Genomic DNA, 18058 nt, shown 5'->3' on the forward strand with positions numbered 1-18058 from the left:
GGTGGCCGTCACCGCGCTGTACGTGCACGTGCCGTTCTGTGCCCAAAAGTGCCGCTACTGCGACTTTGACTCGCGCAGCTTTTCCCCGTGCGACCTGGACGCTTCACTCGATGCCTATTTTGAGCAGTTGTTCGCGCGCCTCGATGCTTTTGGCAAGGCTGGGGCCCTTGACCATATCCGCACCGTCTATGTTGGCGGCGGTACGCCGTCGCTGGCGGGGGAGCGCCTGGTAGAGCTGGCGCGTCGTATTCGTGCGTGGTGCGCCTCCGTTGAGTTTACCTGCGAGGCCAATCCCGAGTCGCTGACCGCCGAACTTGCCGCTGCGCTTGCCAAGGTTGGTGTCACACGCGTCTCTCTGGGCGTGCAAACGCTCGATAACGCCGAACTTACCGCCATCGGCCGTATTCACGATGCCGATCGGGCGCTCGCCGCCATCGCGACGGTCAAGAACGCTGGGCTTGACGTGTCGTGCGACCTGATGTGCGGACTTCCCGGGCAGACTGCAGCGAGTTGGAAGCGTACGCTCGATGGCGTGCTGGCGGCGGCTCCGCATCATGTGTCGGTCTACCCGCTCACGCTCGAGGAGGGGACGCCCCTTTATCGCATGGCGTGCCGCGACGAGTCGCTCGAGCCTGATGAGGATTTTCAGGCAGCATGCATGGATGTGGCGCGTGAGCGCCTGGGCGCGGCCGGTTATCACCCCTATGAGGTGGCAAGCTATGCGCTTGACGGTCATGAATGCGTCCACAACATTGCCTATTGGACCGGACAGGGCTATCTGGGCTTGGGTCGCTCTGCCGCCGGTATGCTCGACGCCGAGGATTTCGATCGCTTGGCCGGGCTGTTTCCTAGCGTGCCCGCTCGCGGCGATGCGTATCGCGTGCGTCTGGTGCAACGCGACGATGACGCGAGTGCGTTCGAGGCCGAATATCTCTCGCAGCGCGAGGCTGCGGCCGAAGACCTGATGCTCGCTTGTCGCATGACGCGCGGTGTCGCGTCCGACCTGTTGGTACGTGCGGCTTGCGTCATCCCAACGGGCGAGCTGGCAGCTGCCTGCGATCGCGCGCTCGAATTGGGTCTTGCCACTTGGGTGTCCGAGACGCTCGGGGTCCATGAGGGACCCTTCACTTCGGCAGATGTCGTCGCGGGCCATGTTCGAGCTCGTCTGGCGCCGACCCACCTGGGCTGGCTCGATGGAAATGTTCTGTTCGAGCTGTTTTGGGATCTAGCTTAGGCCGCTCGGGTAGAATTACCGGAATATATACGCTGCTGTGAGCAGGAGGTTGCCGCGCATGGCGACGATGAATGAAAAAGATTACTACGAGATTCTGGGTGTCTCCAAGGACGCCACCTCGCGTGATATTCAAAAGGCCTTTCAGCAAAAGGCCCGCAAGCTCCATCCGGACGTCAACAAAGAGCCGGATGCCGAGGAAAAGTTTAAAGAGGTTTCCGAGGCCTATGCCGTGCTTTCGGATGAGCAAAAACGTGCGCGCTACGACGCCATGCGTTCTGGCAATCCCTTTGCCGGTGCCCCTACGGCTTCACCCTATGGTGGCGGCTACGCCGGCAGCGCAGGCTATGGCAATCCTTTTGAGGGCGGCTTTCCCTTTGGTGGCGCCTGGGGCCAGCAGCGTCGCGGGCAGGCTGCCTACAATCCCGAGAACGGCGCCAATGTGGTCGTCGATATCAAACTCGACGCCAAGGAGGCCAAGGGCGGTGCCCGCAAGACCGTCCGCTACACGCGCTTCGATACCTGTAGTCACTGCGGAGGCTCGGGTTCTGTCTCCTCCGAGCATGCACATACCTGTCCGAGCTGCGGCGGTCGCGGCCACATCGACGTCGACCTGTCCTTTCTGTTTGGTGCGGGCACGTTCCAGTCGGTCTGCCCCGAGTGCGGTGGTTCCGGTAAGGTCGTAGCCGACCCCTGCCCTGATTGCGGTGGCAGCGGTCGTACTCGCGTAACCTCCGAGCAGACGATTGAGTTTCCTGCCGGCACGCACGATGGCGATGAGGTCCGCATTAGCGGCATGGGTCATGCTGGCACCAACGGTGCCGCGGGCGGCGACCTGGTCGGTCGCGCCCATGTTGAAGCCGAGCGCTTGGAAGGCAAAGCTCGTACCGGTTTTTACCTGATGGGCATCGTGGCGCCGTTTTTGGTACTCTCGGCCATCTCGGGCGTGTTCTCGGCCTTTGCCGTGATGTGCTTTATTCCGTTTACCATGGGCCTGTTCATGGTGCTTTCGGACGGTGTGCTTCATCGCAGCCTGCTGTGGTGGAAGCGCGGCGCGATGCAGTTTGCCAACGGTTTTGCCAACGGATTTATGTTCGCTCTCGTGTCGGTTTGGTTTGCGAGCTGCTCGCAACGTGCCATGCTTTCGCCCTACGCAATGCAATAACATCTAGCCCTCTGTTTGCGGCCGGCCCAGCTTGGGTATAGGACGCACTGTGACAAGAATGAAAGTCGGAAGGATTCGGTCGTGTCGGAAAATAGGGATTACTACGAGGTACTTGGCGTCGACAAGGATGCCGATGCGCGGACGATTAAGCGCGCGTTTCTAAAGAAGGCCCGTACCGTACACCCGGACGTTTCGGACGACCCCGAGGCCGAGGCCAAGTTCAAGGAGCTCAACGAGGCCTATTCCGTTCTTTCCGATGAGCAGAAGCGTGCTAACTACGACCGTTACGGCACTGCCGACGGCCCTGGTGGTTCGGGCTACGTCGATATCAACGATATTTTTGGTGGCATGGGCATGGACGACCTGTTCTCTTCGTTCTTTGGCGGCGGTGCCGGCGGTGGCGCCCGAAATCGCCGCGAGCGTCGTCGCGGCCGCGATATGGCCATCTCCCTTTCGGTGACCCTTGAGGAGGCGGCACTCGGTTGCAAAAAGACGATCAGCTATGACCGCCTTGCCCCCTGCGAGGATTGCAACGGCACCGGTAGGGCCGAGGGCGCACAGGAAAAGCAGTGCAGCCGTTGCCATGGCACGGGCTATGTGACGACGGTCCAGCGTTCTTTCCTGGGGCAGGTTCAGTCCTCTTCGCCCTGTCCCGACTGCCACGGCGAAGGCACGGTCATCGACCATCCCTGCGAGACCTGTGACGGTCAGGGCCGCACGCCTTCGCACGAAAAGATCGATATCGATATTCCCGCCGGCGTTTCGACCGGTCGCCAGCTGCGCGTGAGCGGTTTTGGCGAGGCCGGCCTTCGCGGCGAGCCTTCGGGTGACCTGATCGTTAACGTGCGCGTCGCCGACCACGAGCGTTTTAAGCGCAACGGCGACGACCTGTACCTCGTGAGCGATATCTCGATTGCGCAGGCTGCGCTCGGATGCGAGATCGAGGTCGAGGGCATTATGCCTGACGAGGTCGTCAAGGTGTGCGTCCCCGCCGGCGCCCAGTACGGCGACACCGTGAGCGTCAACAATTACGGCATGCCGCGTATCGGCGGTGGCGGTTCGCGCGGTCGTCTGATCGTGCAGCTGCGTGTGGTCGTCCCCACGAACCTTTCCAATAAGCAGCGCGAGCTGCTTCGCGCCTTTGCCGACGAGATGGGCGATGACGTCGCATCCGGTAAGAAGTCGGTGACCGACCGTATCAAGAGTGCCCTCGACGACATCCTCGATTAAGGAGCCCGCGTGCTCGCACCCCATATTTCCGTCGTCAACCTCGGCTGCCGTGTCAACCGGGTTGAGTCTGACCGTATCACTGCCGATCTTATGCGCCTGGGCTTTGCTATTGTGGAGCCTCAGGATGCCGATCTGATCGTCATTAACACCTGTGCCGTTACGGGCGAGGCCGAGGCCAAGACCCGTAAGGCCGTCCGTCATGCGCTGGCCCATCCAAACGAGCCCTATGTGGTCGTGACCGGATGCGTGGTCAATCTGCATCCCGAGGAGCTGCTGGAGCTTTCGGACCGCGTGATCGCCGAGCCGTCCAAGATCGATGTCGCCGAACGCGTCTGCGAGGTGCTGGGCGTTGAGTCCGATAACGTTCCCGCCTGCAGCGACGGCGAGGTTGTCGACGCACTCGGTCGCTCGCGTCTGGGCGTGAAGATCCAGGACGGCTGCAACCATCGTTGCACCTATTGCATTGTGTGGAAGGCTCGCGGCCCCGAGCGCTCCGTGCCGGTCGAGTCCGTGCTCGAGCAGGTTCGCGAGGCTCAGGTGGCCGGCGTGCCCGAGGTGGTGCTGACGGGTGTGAACCTTGGCGCCTACGATGGCAAGAGCGCGACTGACGAACACGTCGAGATCGATGAACTGCTCGAGGCGATTATGGAGCGCACGTCCATTCCGCATGTGCGCATTTCCTCGGTCGAGCCCATGGATATCTCCGAGTCCTTGCTTAAGGTCATGGCGCGCTATCCGCAGCGCATCGCTCCGTTTTTGCACCTGCCCGTGCAGTCCGGCTGCACAAGGACACTGCATCGTATGGGCCGTCCCTATAGCGCCGAGGACTTCGAGGAGACGGTGCGCATGATTCGCGCCAACTTGCCCCAGGCGTCTCTTTCGTGCGACGTCATCGTCGGTTTTCCCGGCGAGACGGACGAGGAGTTTGAGGAGTCGCTGGCGCTGTGCCGTCGCGTGGGCTTTTCGCGCATGCACGTGTTTCGCTATAGCAAGCGTCCCGGTACCCTTGCTGCCGATATGCCCGACCAGGTGCCGCCCGAGGTCATGGCCGAGCGCAGCCGCCGTATGCGGGCCGCGGCACAGGAGCTCGCTATTGCCGACGCTCGTCGTCGCGTGGGCACGGTCGAGCGTGCCGTGCTCGAGTATGGTGACAACCTGACGCTCGGCTCGTTCCATCATGCCCGTCTTGACGATACCTGTGGACTCACAGCCCCGTGCCTGCTCGATGTTGCTATCATCGTAGTCGATGATTCCGGCTTGGTCCATGCGCGCAGGGAGGTTCATGGAAGCCTCGAAGATTAGACTTACCGTTCCCGAGGGTATCGACCCCTCGCGCGTTTTGGGCGCCGGCGACGGCGTCCTTCGTGCACTCGAGAACTTGGTTCGCGCCCATGTGGTCGCCCGTGGCGATAGCATCGCCGTGAGCGGTGACCCGGATGAGGTCGAACTCGTGGCGCGTTTTTTCGAACATGCCTTTCGTGAGGCTGCTGCCGGGCGCACGCTTTCTGCCGACGATGTCTCGCGCTGTCTGGCCGTTCTGCGCGACGGTGAACACGAGGCTACGTCGCTTCGCGATGACGTGCTGCTTTCGTATCGCGGTCGTGCCATTCGCCCCAAAACGCTCGGGCAAAAGCGCTATGTGGATGCCATTCGCTCGCATACAATCACCTTTGGCTTGGGTCCTGCCGGTACCGGTAAGACCTATCTGGCTATGGCGCTCGCCGTTGCCGCGCTCAAGCGTCACGAGGTGGGCCGTCTGATCTTGACGCGTCCGGTTGTCGAGGCGGGGGAGAATCTGGGCTTTTTGCCCGGTACCCTTGAGGAAAAGATCGATCCCTACATGCGTCCGCTCTACGACGCCCTTTTTGACATGATGGATCGCGAGCGCACCGATGAGCTTATGGAGCGCGGCGTGATCGAGATCGCCCCGCTTGCCTATATGCGCGGCCGCACGCTGAGCGACGCCTTCGTGGTGCTCGACGAGGCGCAAAATACCACGCCTGAGCAGATGAAGATGTTTCTGACGCGCTTGGGTTTTAACTCCAAGTTCGTGATTACCGGCGACCTGAGCCAGCGCGACCTGGTGGGTCGTCGTGGCGGTCTTGCCGACGTTGAGCAGATTTTGGGCCGTGTCGACGATGTCGCATTTTCGCACCTCGAGCGCGCCGACGTGGTGCGCCATGCCTTGGTGGGACGTATCGTCGAGGCATACGACACTTATGATGACGTGCGCGAGCAGCGCCCGCGCGACCGAAAGGAGTCCCGTTGAGTGTATTGATCAGCAACGATGCCGAGCTCGATACGCTGCTCGATGCGCAGGAGGTGGAGCACATCTGCGAGGTCGTGCTTGCCGCCGAGGGCGTTGAGCGTGAAGTCGAGATTTCCCTTTCGTATGTCGACGAGGACGAGATGCACGAGCTCAACCACGAGTGGCGCGGTATCGATCGCACCACCGATGTACTCTCGTTTGAGTGCGATTCGGCCTTTGACGATGACATTCCCGCCGATGAGACGCTCGAGCTCGGCGATATTATCTTGGCCCCGCAGGTTATTGCCCGTCAGGCCCCCGGTTTTGGCAATAGCCCCGCTGACGAGTGCCGTCTGATGCTCGTTCACGGCATGCTGCACCTGCTGGGCTATGACCACATCGAGGACGACGAGGCCGAGGTCATGGAGGCCCGCGAGGACGCCATCCTGCGCGATCTGGCGCTCGAGCGCGGCGAGGACCCTAAGCTAGTCCACGTCGGCCCCATCACCAACCACGCCCACGACTAGGAGCCGTCTATGATTCCCGGATCGAACAAGGACCATCCGTCCTTCTTAAAGTCGTTTTCCTACGCCATGGAGGGCTTCGTCACCGCCGTCAAGACCGAGCGCAACATTAAGGTCATGCTCGTGGCGGGCGTGTGCACTGTCATTGCCGGCTGTATCGTGGGGCTCGACATTGCCGAGTGGGCCACGATTATCATCTGTTGTGGCCTGGTGATTCACGGCGAGCTGTGCAACACCGCTATGGAGGCCATCGTCGACCTAGCGACCCAGGAGCTCCATCCGCTGGCCAAGCGTGCGAAGGACATCGCCGCCGCCTCCGTATACGTTCTTTCCATCACCGCCGCGATTGTGGGCGTACTGGTATTTGCCCACGCGCTCGACTTTATTTAGAAAGGGATTCCCATGTCCGACAATATGCAGCCTACCGATGAGATTTTGGACGACGAGTCCCTGGACGCGGTGGATACCGAGGAGCTCGAGGATGTCGAGGAGTTCGACCCGTTTGAGGGTATGAGCGACGAGGAACTCGATGCACTGTGCGACGAGGATGAGAGCCTCGCGGGATTTGGCGACGTGGAACCCGGTTTCCGCAGCGGCTTTGTGGCCCTGGTCGGTCGCCCCAACGCCGGCAAGTCCACGCTGCTCAACGCCTGTTACGGCAAGAAGGTCGCCATCACCTCTCCGGTGGCCCAGACGACCCGCCGCCGTATGCGCGCCGTCGTCAACCGCCCCGGTTACCAGCTGGTTTTTGTCGATACTCCGGGTATCCACAAGCCCAAGGACGGCCTGGGGTCCGAGCTCAACAAGAGCGCGTTGTTCGAGCTGAACGATGTCGACGTCGTCGCGTTTTTGATTGATGCCACCAAACCGATTGGCAGGGGAGACGCCTGGGTTGCCGAGCGCGTCAAAAACGCCCGTTCCAAGAAGGTCCTGGTGCTCACCAAGGCCGATGAAGCCGATCCCGCACAAGTCATGGAGCAGCTTAAGGCCGCCCACGAGCTCATGGAATATGACGATGAGATCGTGACGTCGTCGGTCAAGAACTTCAACGTCGACGCCTTTATCGAGACCGTTGCGCACTTTTTGCCCGAGGGTCCGCGTTGGTTCCCCGAGGACATGGGCACCGACGCGTCCGACGAGACCCTCGTGGCCGAGTTTGTGCGCGAGAAGGTCCTGCGTCGCACCCGCGACGAGATCCCTCACTCCGTGGGCGTCATCTGCGACGCGCTCGAGCAGACTAAGAAGGTCCTGCGCGTGCACGCCACGATTTACGTCGAGCGCGAGGGGCAGAAGGGCATCATCATCGGCAAGGGCGGCGAGATGATCAAGCATATCGGCATCGATGCCCGTCGTGACCTTGAGCGTATCTTTGGCACCCAGGTCTTTTTGGAGCTCGACGTGAAGGTCAAGGCTGGCTGGCGCGATGACGAGGCGCAGATCCGCCGCTTTGGCTATAATGCCGAAGATTAAGCCTCGGCGTTCATGGCAGGCTCTCGCACATATCGCACGAAGGTGCTCGTCCTCGACAAGACCAAGCTCAAGGAAACCGACCTGATCTTGACGATGCTCGACGAGCGGGGACGGCAGGTGCGTGCCGTGGCTAAGGGCGCACGTAAGCCTGGCGGTCGCCTTGCGGCCCGCTGCGAGCTCTTCTGTACCGTCGATATGCTGTTGGCCCATGGTCGCTCACTCGACGTGGTCTCGCAGGCGGAGCTTTTAGAGGCACCGCTCGGTGCTGCTCCTGACTACGAGACGACCTGTGCCGCCAGCGCGATTGCCGAGGTTGCGCGTGTGTGCTCGTTCGAGGATGCCGAGGATCCATTTACCTTTGCCATCACGCAGCGGGCGCTCACGCTTGTTGGCAGTGGGCTTGACTCGGCTCATATGGACCTGCTCGTGGCAGCGTTTGTCTTTAAGCTGCTGTCGCACGTTGGCTACCGGCCCGATTTCTCGGCTTGCGTCTCGTGCGGCGATCCCATGCTCTCGTATTTCTCGGCCCAAGCCGGCGGGCTTCTGTGCGGGTCGTGCGCCTCGAGCGTGCCTGGCGCCGAGTTGGTATCGGTCGGCGAGGTCGCATGGCTGCGCGCCCTGATGTCCATGACGTTCGATGCCCTTCTGGCCGAGCGAATCGATCCGCATACGGCCGCGTTTTTGCTGGGGCTTTCGCATATTTGGGCCGCCACGCACACCGATCAGCGGCTCCGTGCGATGGAATTCATGTTGGGTCGGTGATGATACGCAGGCGCGCTCCGCTTGTGGTAACATACCGACCTGTTGGTACCTCGACCTTGGATGTTCGCTCCACCGGCGGCTTCCCAGTCCGAGGCGAATAGAGTCGTCCGCGGGCGACGCGAAACGAAAGGTGAAACAATGACTGTTTCCAAAGAGCGCAAGGCGGAGCTGACCGCCCAGTTCGGTAACTCCCCGGTCGATACCGGTAACCCCAAGGTTCAGGTCGCCATCCTGTCCGAGCGCATCAAGGAGCTGACCGAGCACATGAAGTCCCATCAGAAGGACTTCCACACCCGTCGTGGCCTGCTCATGCTCGTCGGCCGTCGTCGTCGTCTTCTCTCCTACATCAAGAAGAACGACATCGTCGAGTACCGTGAGCTCATCAAGGCTCTGGGCATCCGCGACAACATCCAGTAAGGATTTGTACATGCTAAGAGCGTCCTGCGCAGCGGGGCGCTCTTTTTGTGTAAGGGCGTGAACAATCACGCTCTGAAGCGTGGCGGGGGCAGGGGGCCCGCGTCACATGAGAAGCCCGCAGGCAAGGGGCCTGTGGGGTAAAGGAGAACAATGACACTCGTATCCAAGACCTTTGAGCTGTACGGCAAGACCTACACCTTCGAGTCCGGCGAGCTTGCCAAGCAGGCCACCGGCGCTTGTCTGGTCAAGCAGGGTGACACCACGATGCTCGACACCGTGGTCGTCTCCAAGGAGCGCAAGAATTACGACTTCTTCCCGCTGACCGTCGACTTCAACGAGAAGATGTACGCCGCCGGCCGTATCCCGGGCGGCTACCTCAAGCGCGAGGGCCGTCCCAGCGAGAAGGCCACGCTCACGGCTCGTATGATCGACCGCCCGATCCGCCCGAGCTTCCCGGACGGCTTCCGTAACGAGGTGCACATCGTCGCCACCTCGCTCGTCGCCGACCAGGTTAACCCCTTCGACGTTATCAACGTCATGGGCGCCTCTTTGGCTATGACGCTCGGCGGCGTGCCTTTCGAGGGTCCGCTTGCCTGCGTGCGCATCGGCCGCAACGTGGAGACCGGCGAGTTTATCGTCAACCCCACCTATGAGGAGCGCGAGAACTCCGACCTGGACCTGGAGCTGGGCGGCTCTGCCGACTTCATCTCGATGGTCGAGGCCGGTGCCGAGGAGATCTCCGAGGACGACATGCTCGCCGCTATGAAGTTTGGTCAGGAGGCCCTCGCTGCCTTCTGCCAGGCCCAAGACGAGTTCGTTGCCGAGTGGGAGCAGGTCAACGGCGCTATCGTCAAGAAGGAGTACCCGCTCGACCAGCCCGTCGAGGAGGTCCAGGAGCGCATCTTCGCCCACTACGACGAGATGGCCGCTGCCCTGCGCGACGCCGACAAGCTTTCCCGCATCGGTAAGGTCGAGGCTCTGAAGGAGTCCATCCGCGCCGAGTTCACCGACGAGGAGCAGGCCGCCTGGGAGCGCGAGATTCCCGTGGCGCTCAAGAAGCTCGAGAAGAAGGCCATGCGCACCATGGTCGTCGAGACCGGCGAGCGCGTCGACGGCCGTGCCGCCGACGAGATCCGTCCCATCATGGTGAAGGACAACTACCTGCCGCTCGTTCACGGCTCCGGCCTGTTCCAGCGTGGTCAGACCCAGGTGCTCTCCGTCCTGTCGCTCGGTATGCTCAACGAGGGCCAGCGTCTGGATACCATCGAGCCCACCGAGGGCAAGCGCTATATGCACCACTACAACTTCCCGCCGTTCTGCACCGGCGAGACCGGCCGCATGGGCAGCCCCAAGCGCCGCGAGATCGGTCATGGCAACCTGGCCGAGCGCGCTCTGCTCCCGGTGCTTCCCGACGAGAACGAGTTCCCCTACGCTATCCGTGTGGTCTCCGAGGTCATGGAGTCCAACGGCTCCTCTTCGATGGCTTCGACCTGCGGCTCCACGCTCGCCCTTATGGACGGCGGCGTGCCCATTAAGCGCCCGGTCTCCGGTATCGCCATGGGTCTGATCCAGGAGGAGGGCAAGACCGTGGTCCTGTCCGATATCCAGGGTCTCGAGGACTTCCTGGGTGACATGGACTTTAAGGTCACCGGCACCACCGAGGGCATCACCGCCCTGCAGATGGACAACAAGGCCACCGGCCTCACCTTCGACATCTTGGCCCGCGCCCTGCAGCAGGCCAAGGAGGGTCGCGCCTTCATCCTGCAGAAGATGCTCGATGTGATCCCCGAGCCGCGTCATACCACGCGCAGCACCGCTCCGCGCATCGTCTCCATCCAGGTTCCGACTGATAAGATCCGCGACGTCATCGGTTCCGGCGGCAAGGTCATCCGCGGCATCCAGGACGAGACCGGCGCTTCGGTCGACATCCAGGAGGACGGCACCGTCTTTGTCGGCGGCACCGGCGAGTCCGTCGATCAGGCCGTCGAGCGCATCAAGCTCATCATCAAGGTTCCCGAGCCGGGCGAGGAGTACACCGGTCGCGTGGTCTCCATCCAGCCCTTCGGCGCCTTCGTGAACCTGCTGCCCGGTAAGGACGGCCTGCTGCACATCTCCCGCGTCGCCAAGGGTCGCGTGGAGAAGGTTGAGGACGTCCTCAACGTGGGCGACGAGGTCAAGGTCGTCGTCATCGAGGTCGACGATCGCGGCAAGATCTCGCTCGATCGTCTCGACAAGCCCGAGGCCCCGGCTCGCGCCGAGGGTGCCTCCGAGGGCGACGGCGAGCACTTCCAGCGTCGTGAGCGTCCGCGTCGCGAGCGCTCTGAGCGCAGCGACCGTCCGCGCCGTCCCGGCGACAACGGAGGCCGAAAGCCTCGCCGTCACCACGACGCCGAGTAACAGCTACACATAAGCAGCTCAACAAGGGCGACTCCTAAGGGGGTCGCCCTTTTGCTATTCCCGGCGGGGCCGCAGGTAAAGTTTCCTGCTCTACAGTCCTGCGCAAGACGGAAAGCACATTAAGTGCTTTCCTTTGCGTGCGGAACTCGCGATAAACTTCATATGCGGCCCTCCCGGGCGCAAGCAAAAGGGCTGGTTGGTGCCGCTTGCTATTTAGTTAGACAGTCTATTCAGTGGTCAGATTTCAGATCAGTAGATAGCCGCAGCAGCATCTTCCCAGATAAAACGACCAAAATAAACCTGTCCCTTTTTGGCAGGTTTCCCGTGGGGCGGGCACTGATGAAGTTTATCGCGAGTTCCGCACGAACAGGAGGCCACTTAATGTGGCCTCCGTCGTGAGCAGGACTGTAGAGCAGGAAACTTCATCAGTGCCCGCCCCACGGGAAACCGGCGGGATGGACCAGTTCAGATGGGGCTTTGATGCATGGGTGGTCTGTTGTTGTGCAAATGGGTATCATATTTTGGTTATTGCATCGACTCTGTGATGCATGTTTGTACGTTCCCGGCGGTCGGTTTGCCAGAAGCGCCCCGTCGGTTGTTCCAGACCCGTTTCGAAGAAAGGAAACAACACTCACCTATGGCAGCTAAAAAATCATCTCCCTTGAAGATCATCCCGCTCGGCGGCCTCGACGGCATCGGCAAGAACATGACGGTCTTCGAGTGCGGCGACGACATGGTGCTCGTCGACGCCGGCCTCATGTTCCCCGACGACTCCCAACCCGGTATCGACCTGGTGCTTCCTGACTACACCTACGTTCTTGAGAACGAGGAGAAGCTCCGCGGTATCGTCGTCACCCACGGCCACGAGGACCACACCGGTTCGCTTCCGTATCTGCTGCAAGACCTCAACAACAAGGTGCCCATCTTCTCGAGCATGCTGACGCTTGGCTTTATCGAGGGCAAGCTTTCCGAGTTCCGCATTCGTGCACCCAAGTTCCGTGAGGTCAAGGGCGGCAGCCACGTCAATTTGGGTGGCATCTCGCTCGACTTCTTCTCGATGACGCACTCCATCCCGGGCGCTCTGGGCGTGTTCATCCGCACTAACCAGGGCACCGTTATGCACACCGGCGACTTTAAGCTCGACCAGACGCCCATCGACGGTGTCACGCCCGACTATGCCGCTATCAGCCGCTTTGCCAAGCAGGGCATCGACCTGCTGCTGTCCGACTCCACCAACGCTACGGTCCCCGGCTTTACCAAGTCCGAGGCCGAGGTCGGTCCCAATTTGCTGCATGCTATCAAGAATGCTCCGGGCCGCGTGTTCGTCGCGTCGTTCTCGAGTCACATCCATCGTCTGCAGCAGATCTGCGACGCCGCTCGCAAGTGCGGCCGAAAGGTCGTCGTGACCGGACGTTCCATGCTCACCAACACCCGCGTGGCGCGCGAGCTCGGTTATCTCAACATCGATGATGCCGATATCATCGATGCCTTCGATATTGACAACCTGCCCGACGACAAGATCGTCGTCATGTGCACCGGTTCGCAGGGCGAGCCTCTGTCGGCCCTTTCGCGCATGGCCAACGGCGAGCACAAGACACTCTCCATCCACGAGGGCGATACCGTCATCCTCTCGGCAACGCCGGTCCCCGGTAACGAGAAAGCCGTTCAGCAGGTCGTCAACAGCCTCGCCAAGCTTGGCTGCGACGTGTGGGATAAGAACCGTGCCCTCGTTCATGTTTCGGGTCACGGCAGCCAGGAGGAGCTCAAGCTTCTGATGGCCATGGCCAAGCCCACGTACTTTATGCCGGTCCACGGCGAGGCCGTGCACCTGCGTGCCCATGCTCAGCTGGCTCGCAAGATGGGCATCAAGGACGATCACATCTTTATTCTGGATAACGGCGACACGCTCGAAATGCGTGGCGGCATTGTCAAGCGTGGCACGCCCGTCGAATCCGGCGTGGTCTACGTCGACGGCCTGCGCATCGGCGATACCGACCCCATCGTCCTGCGCGATCGCCAAAAGCTCGCCAACGACGGTATGGTCACGGCCGTTGCCATCGTTTCGCTCAAGCATAAGAAGATCGAGGCCATCGAGTTCTCGGGCCGCGGCGTTTCGTTTGCCATCGACGACCAGTTCTCCGAGGACGCCTCCGCGTCCATCATGAAGACGATCGAAAAGGGCAAGTTTAGCTTTACCAGCAGCGGCTCCGACGCCATCCGTAAGGCGGTGCGCGACTCGCTGTCCAACTTTATCTGGAGCCGTACCCGTACCCGTCCGATGATCATCCCGGTCGTCATGGAGGTTTAGTTTGGCGCGCGGATCTGCACAAAACGCCAAAGGCAATAAAGCCAACAACCAACCGGCATCTCCTAAGGGTGCCGGTTCCCATCTGCGTGCCAATAAGGGCCACGAGGCCGAGTTCGAAGACTTTGAGCCCTTGGTCGAGCCCTCGGCCAATCGCGATATCGCCGGCGTCGTTATCGCCGTGCTGGCGATCGCGTCCTTTATCGCGGTGATTTCTCCGGCAACGGCGCCCGTGACGGCCGCGGTCGCCGGGTTCTACCACCTGGGCTTTGGCTTGGGCGCCTACGTGCTGCCGATCGTCATCTTGCTGTTTGCCGCCACGCTCTTTTTGGGTGAGGACTCGCCGCTCAACGTGCGCTCGGTTGCGGGCGGCGCCGTGGTCTTTATCGCCGTCGTCTCCATTCTTTCGCTGATGGTGCCGGGTACGAGCGACTCGTGCGACCTAATGTTCACGCCGCAAAACCTGTCCGCCTCGGGTGGCTACATCGGTGCGTTTATTGCGAGTGCGCTGCAGAATGCCCTGGGTAAACCTATCGCGATGGTGGTCCTGTTGGGTCTGGCCGTCGTTGGCTTTGTCATCATCGGCTTTTCGGTGGGCGGAGTTTTGCGCTCTGCCCGCGACCGTGCGGCCGATTTTGCCGAGCGCCGTCGTGCCGATGTAAACGCGAGTCCGTGGGGTGACGACGAAGCCCTGTCGGTGCCCGGCGTTGCCCGTCCGCACCTGAGCATTCTTCGTCAAAAGGGCTCCGATATGTCCGTGACCACGGTCATGGGCAACGATGCGGACCCGGTTCTGGACGATGACGACGAGGACGAGGATCCGTTTGTCGACGTGTCCGACGCCGTGGAGGCCGAGCGTGCTAAGACGACGCTGCTGCCGCGCCGTCATGCCAAGAAGGGCAAGAAGGCTCCCAAACTCAATACGAGTGAGCCCGATCCGTCTTGGTCCGAGAGCGAGATTGAGCTTACCGAGGGTGATGACGAGGACGACGAGTCCCCGCTCGAGACTGCTAAAACCACCTTGCTGCCGCGTCGTCAGGCAAAGCGCGGTCAGGTGACTGGCCAGCTTTCGATGGAGGACGATCCGGACAAGGTCGACGAGTCCGAACCGCCGTTTGCCGTGAATCCCGTTTCGGCCGCCCCTCAAATTCCTGATTTCGTCAAGCATCCCAAGGTTGCCGATACGGCTGTCGCGAGCGCTGCCGAGGCGTCTACTTCGAGCGATGGGGGAGCGGACATTGCCCCCGCGGATAACGAGGGCGAAGAAGAGGACGGCCTTAAGCTTCCGCCGCTCGAAATCCTGCATGCAAACCCCCAGTCCGCTTCTGCCGCGTCTTCGGACAAGGAGCTGGAACAGACCGCCGAGTCGCTGCAGTCCACACTGCTTGAGTTTGGCCGTAGCGCTCGCGTCGTCGGCTGGATTGCCGGCCCCACGGTGACGACTTTTAAGCTGCAGCCCGGCGAGGGCGAGCGCGTGAGCAAGATTTCGAGCCTTGAGGACGACATCGCGCTTTCACTTGCTGCTCAGTCCGTGCGTATCTTTGCGCCGATTCCCGGCACCTCGCTCGTGGGTATCGAGATTCCCAATCGAAAGCGTCAGAACGTCAACTTGGGCGACGTGCTGCCCTATGTTAAGGGCGGTCCGCTTGAGCTTGCCATCGGCCGCGATGCAGAGGGCACGCCGGTCGTCGCCGACCTTGCCAAGATGCCCCACCTGCTGATCGCCGGTACCACGGGTTCCGGTAAGTCGGTCATGATCAACTCCATCATCACGACCCTGCTCATGCGCGCCCTTCCCGAGGACGTTCGCTTGATTATGGTCGACCCTAAGCGCGTCGAGCTCGCAGGCTATAACGGCCTGCCGCATCTTTACGTGCCCGTAGTGACCGAGCCCAAGCAGGCCGCGAGTGCCTTGCAGTGGGCGGTGTCCGAGATGGAGCGCCGCCTGAAGGTCTTCGAGCGCCTGAACGTGCGCAAGATCTCGACCTATAACGAAAAGCAGGCCGCCGGCGAGTTTGAGCATTACGATAACCCGCCGCAAAAGATGCCCTACCTGGTCATCATCATCGACGAGCTTTCGGACCTGATGATGGTTGCCGGCAAGGACGTCGAGGCGTCGATTGTGCGTATCGCCCAGCTGGGCCGTGCTGCCGGTATCCATCTTATCGTGGCGACTCAGCGTCCCAGCTCTAACGTGGTGACAGGTCTCATCAAGGCAAACATTACCAACCGTATCGCCTTCAACGTCGCAACGGGCATCGACTCCCGCGTCATCATCGACCAGATGGGTGCCGAAAAGCTCACCGGCTTGGGTGACATGCTGTTCTCTAAGGTCGACTGGGGCAAGCCCCGCCGTATCCAGGGCTGCTTTGTTTCGGATGACGAGATCAACGAGATTGTCGAGTTTGTTAAGTCGCAAAGCGAGCCCGACTACCATGAGGAGATCCTGTCGGCTGTGGCGCCTGCCTCCATGTCCATGGCAGGTGGCGGCGGCATTGTTCGCACCGGCGTTGCCGAGCCTCAGGACGACGATCCGCTTATCTGGGAAGCCGCCCATATTGTGGTGGAATCGCAGCTGGGCTCCACATCTGGCCTGCAGCGCCGCCTGAAGGTTGGCTATGCGCGCGCCGGGCGTATTATGGACATGCTGGAAGAAAAGGGTGTCGTCGGTCCGCCCGACGGTTCCAAGCCGCGCGAGGTCCTGCTGGATGAAGAAGGCCTTGCCACGCTGGAATCCGTCGACGCTGAGATGGCACGTGAAGATCGTGAGTTTGGAGGATTCTGATGGCTGCACGCTTTGGTGACATGCTGCTCGAGCAGCGTCGCCGAATGGGCCTTTCCATTCAGCAGGTCGCCAACACCATCAAAATCAGGCCGCAGATCATCGAGTTTTTCGAGAATGGCAATTTTGCATCGATGCCTCCGCGCGGCTATGCGCAGGGCATGATTTCGAGCTATGCACGCTTTTTAGGCCTAAACCCGCGCGAAGTGGTCAACGCCTATTTTGACGATCTGATGGCATACGAACGCGAGACGTCTCAGCAGGGCGGTCGTTTTCAGGACGCCGCCGGCTACGTCAATTCGCGCTCCTCGGTCGACAACGGCCGGTTTCTGATGGTTCAGGGCGGGCGTTCGACGCGTTATGCCCAGCGCCCTCAGCAGGCTGGCTATGTTACCGAGACGGGCTCGAGCGAGGAGATTCGTTCCCAGCGCGATCGTTTTCGCAGCACGCCGGCACCCGAGGAGCGCGCACTCCCCGCTGCCCGCGGTATCGCACGAGACCCTCGTGCCGGCTACGGCGATGGTGGTTATTCCGATCGCGGGTACCGTGGCGTTTCTTCCGGTCGTCCGCGCGGCGGCTATGCAGACGCCGACACTACGCAGGTGACGCCTCGCCTTCGATCTCAGTCACAGCCTTATAGCCAGCGCTCCATAGCGCCTCGTTCGGGTCAGCGCAACTACCAGGGTCGCGGCGAGCTCGCCCCCCGCTCAGGCCAGCGCAATATGCAGCGCCAGGGTAGCTATCGCGGACGTTCCGACAATAACCGCGGTCGCATGCCCCAAGGCACTGGTCGCGGTGGTTCCAATCGTGGACGCGGCGGTGGGCGTGCTCCCCAGAACAACGGTCTCGATCCTCGTATCGTTTACGCCGGTATCGGTGCCGTGGCGCTGCTGCTGATCGTGCTCATCGTGGTGCTCCTGCGTGGCTGCGGCGCCTCGGCGCCCGAGAAGACGCCCGAGACGCCCGTTGCCACCAAGACCACGACCAAGAAATCTTCCAAGGAGACCGAATCCGTCGATGATGACACCGATGAGGCGACGGACCAGTCGACCGAATCGGGCACCGCCAAGACGACGTCCAAGAAGGAGGAGAGCGAGGTCACAAAGGTCAAGATCTCCGTTGCCAAGGGTAAGACCGCTTGGATTGAGGTCAAGGTTGATGGCAAGTCGGTCTATGGCGCCCAGGCGACCGGCCCCTTTGAGCAGGAATACACGCCCGAGTCCTCGATCGAGATCACCACGTCCAAGCCTTCCGATGTCACCGTTACCAAGAACGGCGAAAAGGTCCGCTACGACACTAAGACGTCGGGCGTGGCGCGCGTGACGATCACCGTTCCCAAGAAGGAGACGACCGAGTCCAAGGACGGCGAGAGCACTGACGGTTCCGATGGCACCGAAAGTACCGACGGAACCGATGGAACCGACGCCCAGTCCACGGACGGCACCGATACCGCCACCGACGGTCAAACGACGACCGATTCTACCGATTATTCGTACGACAGCTACTAAGCCGCTTGTAGGCGAAAGG

The 18058-nt window shown here is 61.4% G+C and carries 14 protein-coding genes; all 14 read left to right on the forward strand.

Translation table 11 applies throughout. From position 1 onward, the window contains the following. Position 1: 1 nt before the first annotated feature. The 14 genes from hemW to I1M21_RS02835 all read left to right on the forward strand — a co-directional run bounded on the left by hemW (position 2) and on the right by I1M21_RS02835 (position 18039). The gene (gene hemW / locus I1M21_RS02770; RefSeq protein WP_195192320.1) at positions 2-1234 is read left to right on the forward strand and encodes a radical SAM family heme chaperone HemW; all 1233 of its coding nucleotides are present in this window, start codon (positions 2-4) and stop codon (positions 1232-1234) included. 58 nt (positions 1235-1292) lie between these two features. Further along, the gene (locus tag I1M21_RS02775) at positions 1293-2396 is read left to right on the forward strand and encodes a DnaJ domain-containing protein (protein WP_195192321.1); all 1104 of its coding nucleotides are present in this window, start codon (positions 1293-1295) and stop codon (positions 2394-2396) included. A gap of 81 nt (positions 2397-2477) precedes the next feature. Then, positions 2478-3626 (forward strand): molecular chaperone DnaJ, encoded by a 1149-nt coding sequence (gene dnaJ, locus I1M21_RS02780; protein WP_195192322.1) that lies wholly within the window; start codon positions 2478-2480, stop codon positions 3624-3626. A 9-nt stretch (positions 3627-3635) separates the two neighbouring features. Further along, on the forward strand, positions 3636-4928 hold the full coding sequence (locus I1M21_RS02785; protein WP_195192323.1) for a MiaB/RimO family radical SAM methylthiotransferase: 1293 nt from the start codon (positions 3636-3638) through the stop codon (positions 4926-4928). Continuing rightward, positions 4909-5895 carry a PhoH family protein gene (locus I1M21_RS02790; protein ID WP_195192324.1) on the forward strand — a complete coding sequence of 329 codons (987 nt, stop codon included), beginning with the start codon at positions 4909-4911 and terminating at the stop codon, positions 5893-5895. The genes I1M21_RS02785 and I1M21_RS02790 overlap by 20 nt, the downstream gene beginning before the upstream one ends. Continuing rightward, entirely contained in the window at positions 5892-6401 is a 510-nt protein-coding gene (gene ybeY / locus I1M21_RS02795) for an rRNA maturation RNase YbeY (protein WP_117654802.1), read from the forward strand. The genes I1M21_RS02790 and ybeY overlap by 4 nt, the downstream gene beginning before the upstream one ends. 9 nt (positions 6402-6410) lie before the next feature. After that, the gene (locus tag I1M21_RS02800; protein WP_117797781.1) at positions 6411-6788 is read left to right on the forward strand and encodes a diacylglycerol kinase family protein; all 378 of its coding nucleotides are present in this window, start codon (positions 6411-6413) and stop codon (positions 6786-6788) included. Between the two features lie 12 nt (positions 6789-6800). Then, entirely contained in the window at positions 6801-7868 is a 1068-nt protein-coding gene (gene era / locus I1M21_RS02805) for a GTPase Era (protein ID WP_195192325.1), read from the forward strand. 12 nt (positions 7869-7880) lie between these two features. Then, entirely contained in the window at positions 7881-8630 is a 750-nt protein-coding gene (recO, locus tag I1M21_RS02810; protein ID WP_195192326.1) for a DNA repair protein RecO, read from the forward strand. Positions 8631-8768: 138 nt separating this feature from the next. After that, positions 8769-9047 (forward strand): 30S ribosomal protein S15, encoded by a 279-nt coding sequence (rpsO, locus tag I1M21_RS02815; RefSeq protein ID WP_006235963.1) that lies wholly within the window; start codon positions 8769-8771, stop codon positions 9045-9047. Positions 9048-9197: 150 nt separating this feature from the next. Continuing rightward, positions 9198-11444 carry a polyribonucleotide nucleotidyltransferase gene (locus I1M21_RS02820; protein WP_022094703.1) on the forward strand — a complete coding sequence of 749 codons (2247 nt, stop codon included), beginning with the start codon at positions 9198-9200 and terminating at the stop codon, positions 11442-11444. A gap of 637 nt (positions 11445-12081) precedes the next feature. Continuing rightward, the gene (locus I1M21_RS02825) at positions 12082-13752 is read left to right on the forward strand and encodes a ribonuclease J (RefSeq protein ID WP_195192327.1); all 1671 of its coding nucleotides are present in this window, start codon (positions 12082-12084) and stop codon (positions 13750-13752) included. Position 13753: 1 nt separating this feature from the next. Then, on the forward strand, positions 13754-16534 hold the full coding sequence (locus I1M21_RS02830; RefSeq protein WP_229025537.1) for an FtsK/SpoIIIE family DNA translocase: 2781 nt from the start codon (positions 13754-13756) through the stop codon (positions 16532-16534). Further along, the gene (locus I1M21_RS02835) at positions 16534-18039 is read left to right on the forward strand and encodes a helix-turn-helix domain-containing protein (RefSeq protein ID WP_195192328.1); all 1506 of its coding nucleotides are present in this window, start codon (positions 16534-16536) and stop codon (positions 18037-18039) included. The genes I1M21_RS02830 and I1M21_RS02835 overlap by 1 nt, the downstream gene beginning before the upstream one ends. Positions 18040-18058 lie beyond the last annotated feature (19 nt).

Source organism: Collinsella aerofaciens, from assembly GCF_015546965.1.
GTDB classification, from domain to species: domain Bacteria; phylum Actinomycetota; class Coriobacteriia; order Coriobacteriales; family Coriobacteriaceae; genus Collinsella; species Collinsella aerofaciens_X.

Coding starts and splice junctions, on each gene's coding strand:
- I1M21_RS02820 (WP_022094703.1), top strand. CDS start 9,198: ATGACACTCGTATCCAAGACCTTTGAGCTGTACGGCAAGACCTACACC.
- I1M21_RS02835 (WP_195192328.1), top strand. CDS start 16,534: ATGGCTGCACGCTTTGGTGACATGCTGCTCGAGCAGCGTCGCCGAATG.
- I1M21_RS02790 (WP_195192324.1), top strand. CDS start 4,909: ATGGAAGCCTCGAAGATTAGACTTACCGTTCCCGAGGGTATCGACCCC.
- I1M21_RS02775 (WP_195192321.1), top strand. CDS start 1,293: ATGGCGACGATGAATGAAAAAGATTACTACGAGATTCTGGGTGTCTCC.
- rpsO (WP_006235963.1), top strand. CDS start 8,769: ATGACTGTTTCCAAAGAGCGCAAGGCGGAGCTGACCGCCCAGTTCGGT.
- I1M21_RS02800 (WP_117797781.1), top strand. CDS start 6,411: ATGATTCCCGGATCGAACAAGGACCATCCGTCCTTCTTAAAGTCGTTT.
- recO (WP_195192326.1), top strand. CDS start 7,881: ATGGCAGGCTCTCGCACATATCGCACGAAGGTGCTCGTCCTCGACAAG.
- era (WP_195192325.1), top strand. CDS start 6,801: ATGTCCGACAATATGCAGCCTACCGATGAGATTTTGGACGACGAGTCC.
- I1M21_RS02825 (WP_195192327.1), top strand. CDS start 12,082: ATGGCAGCTAAAAAATCATCTCCCTTGAAGATCATCCCGCTCGGCGGC.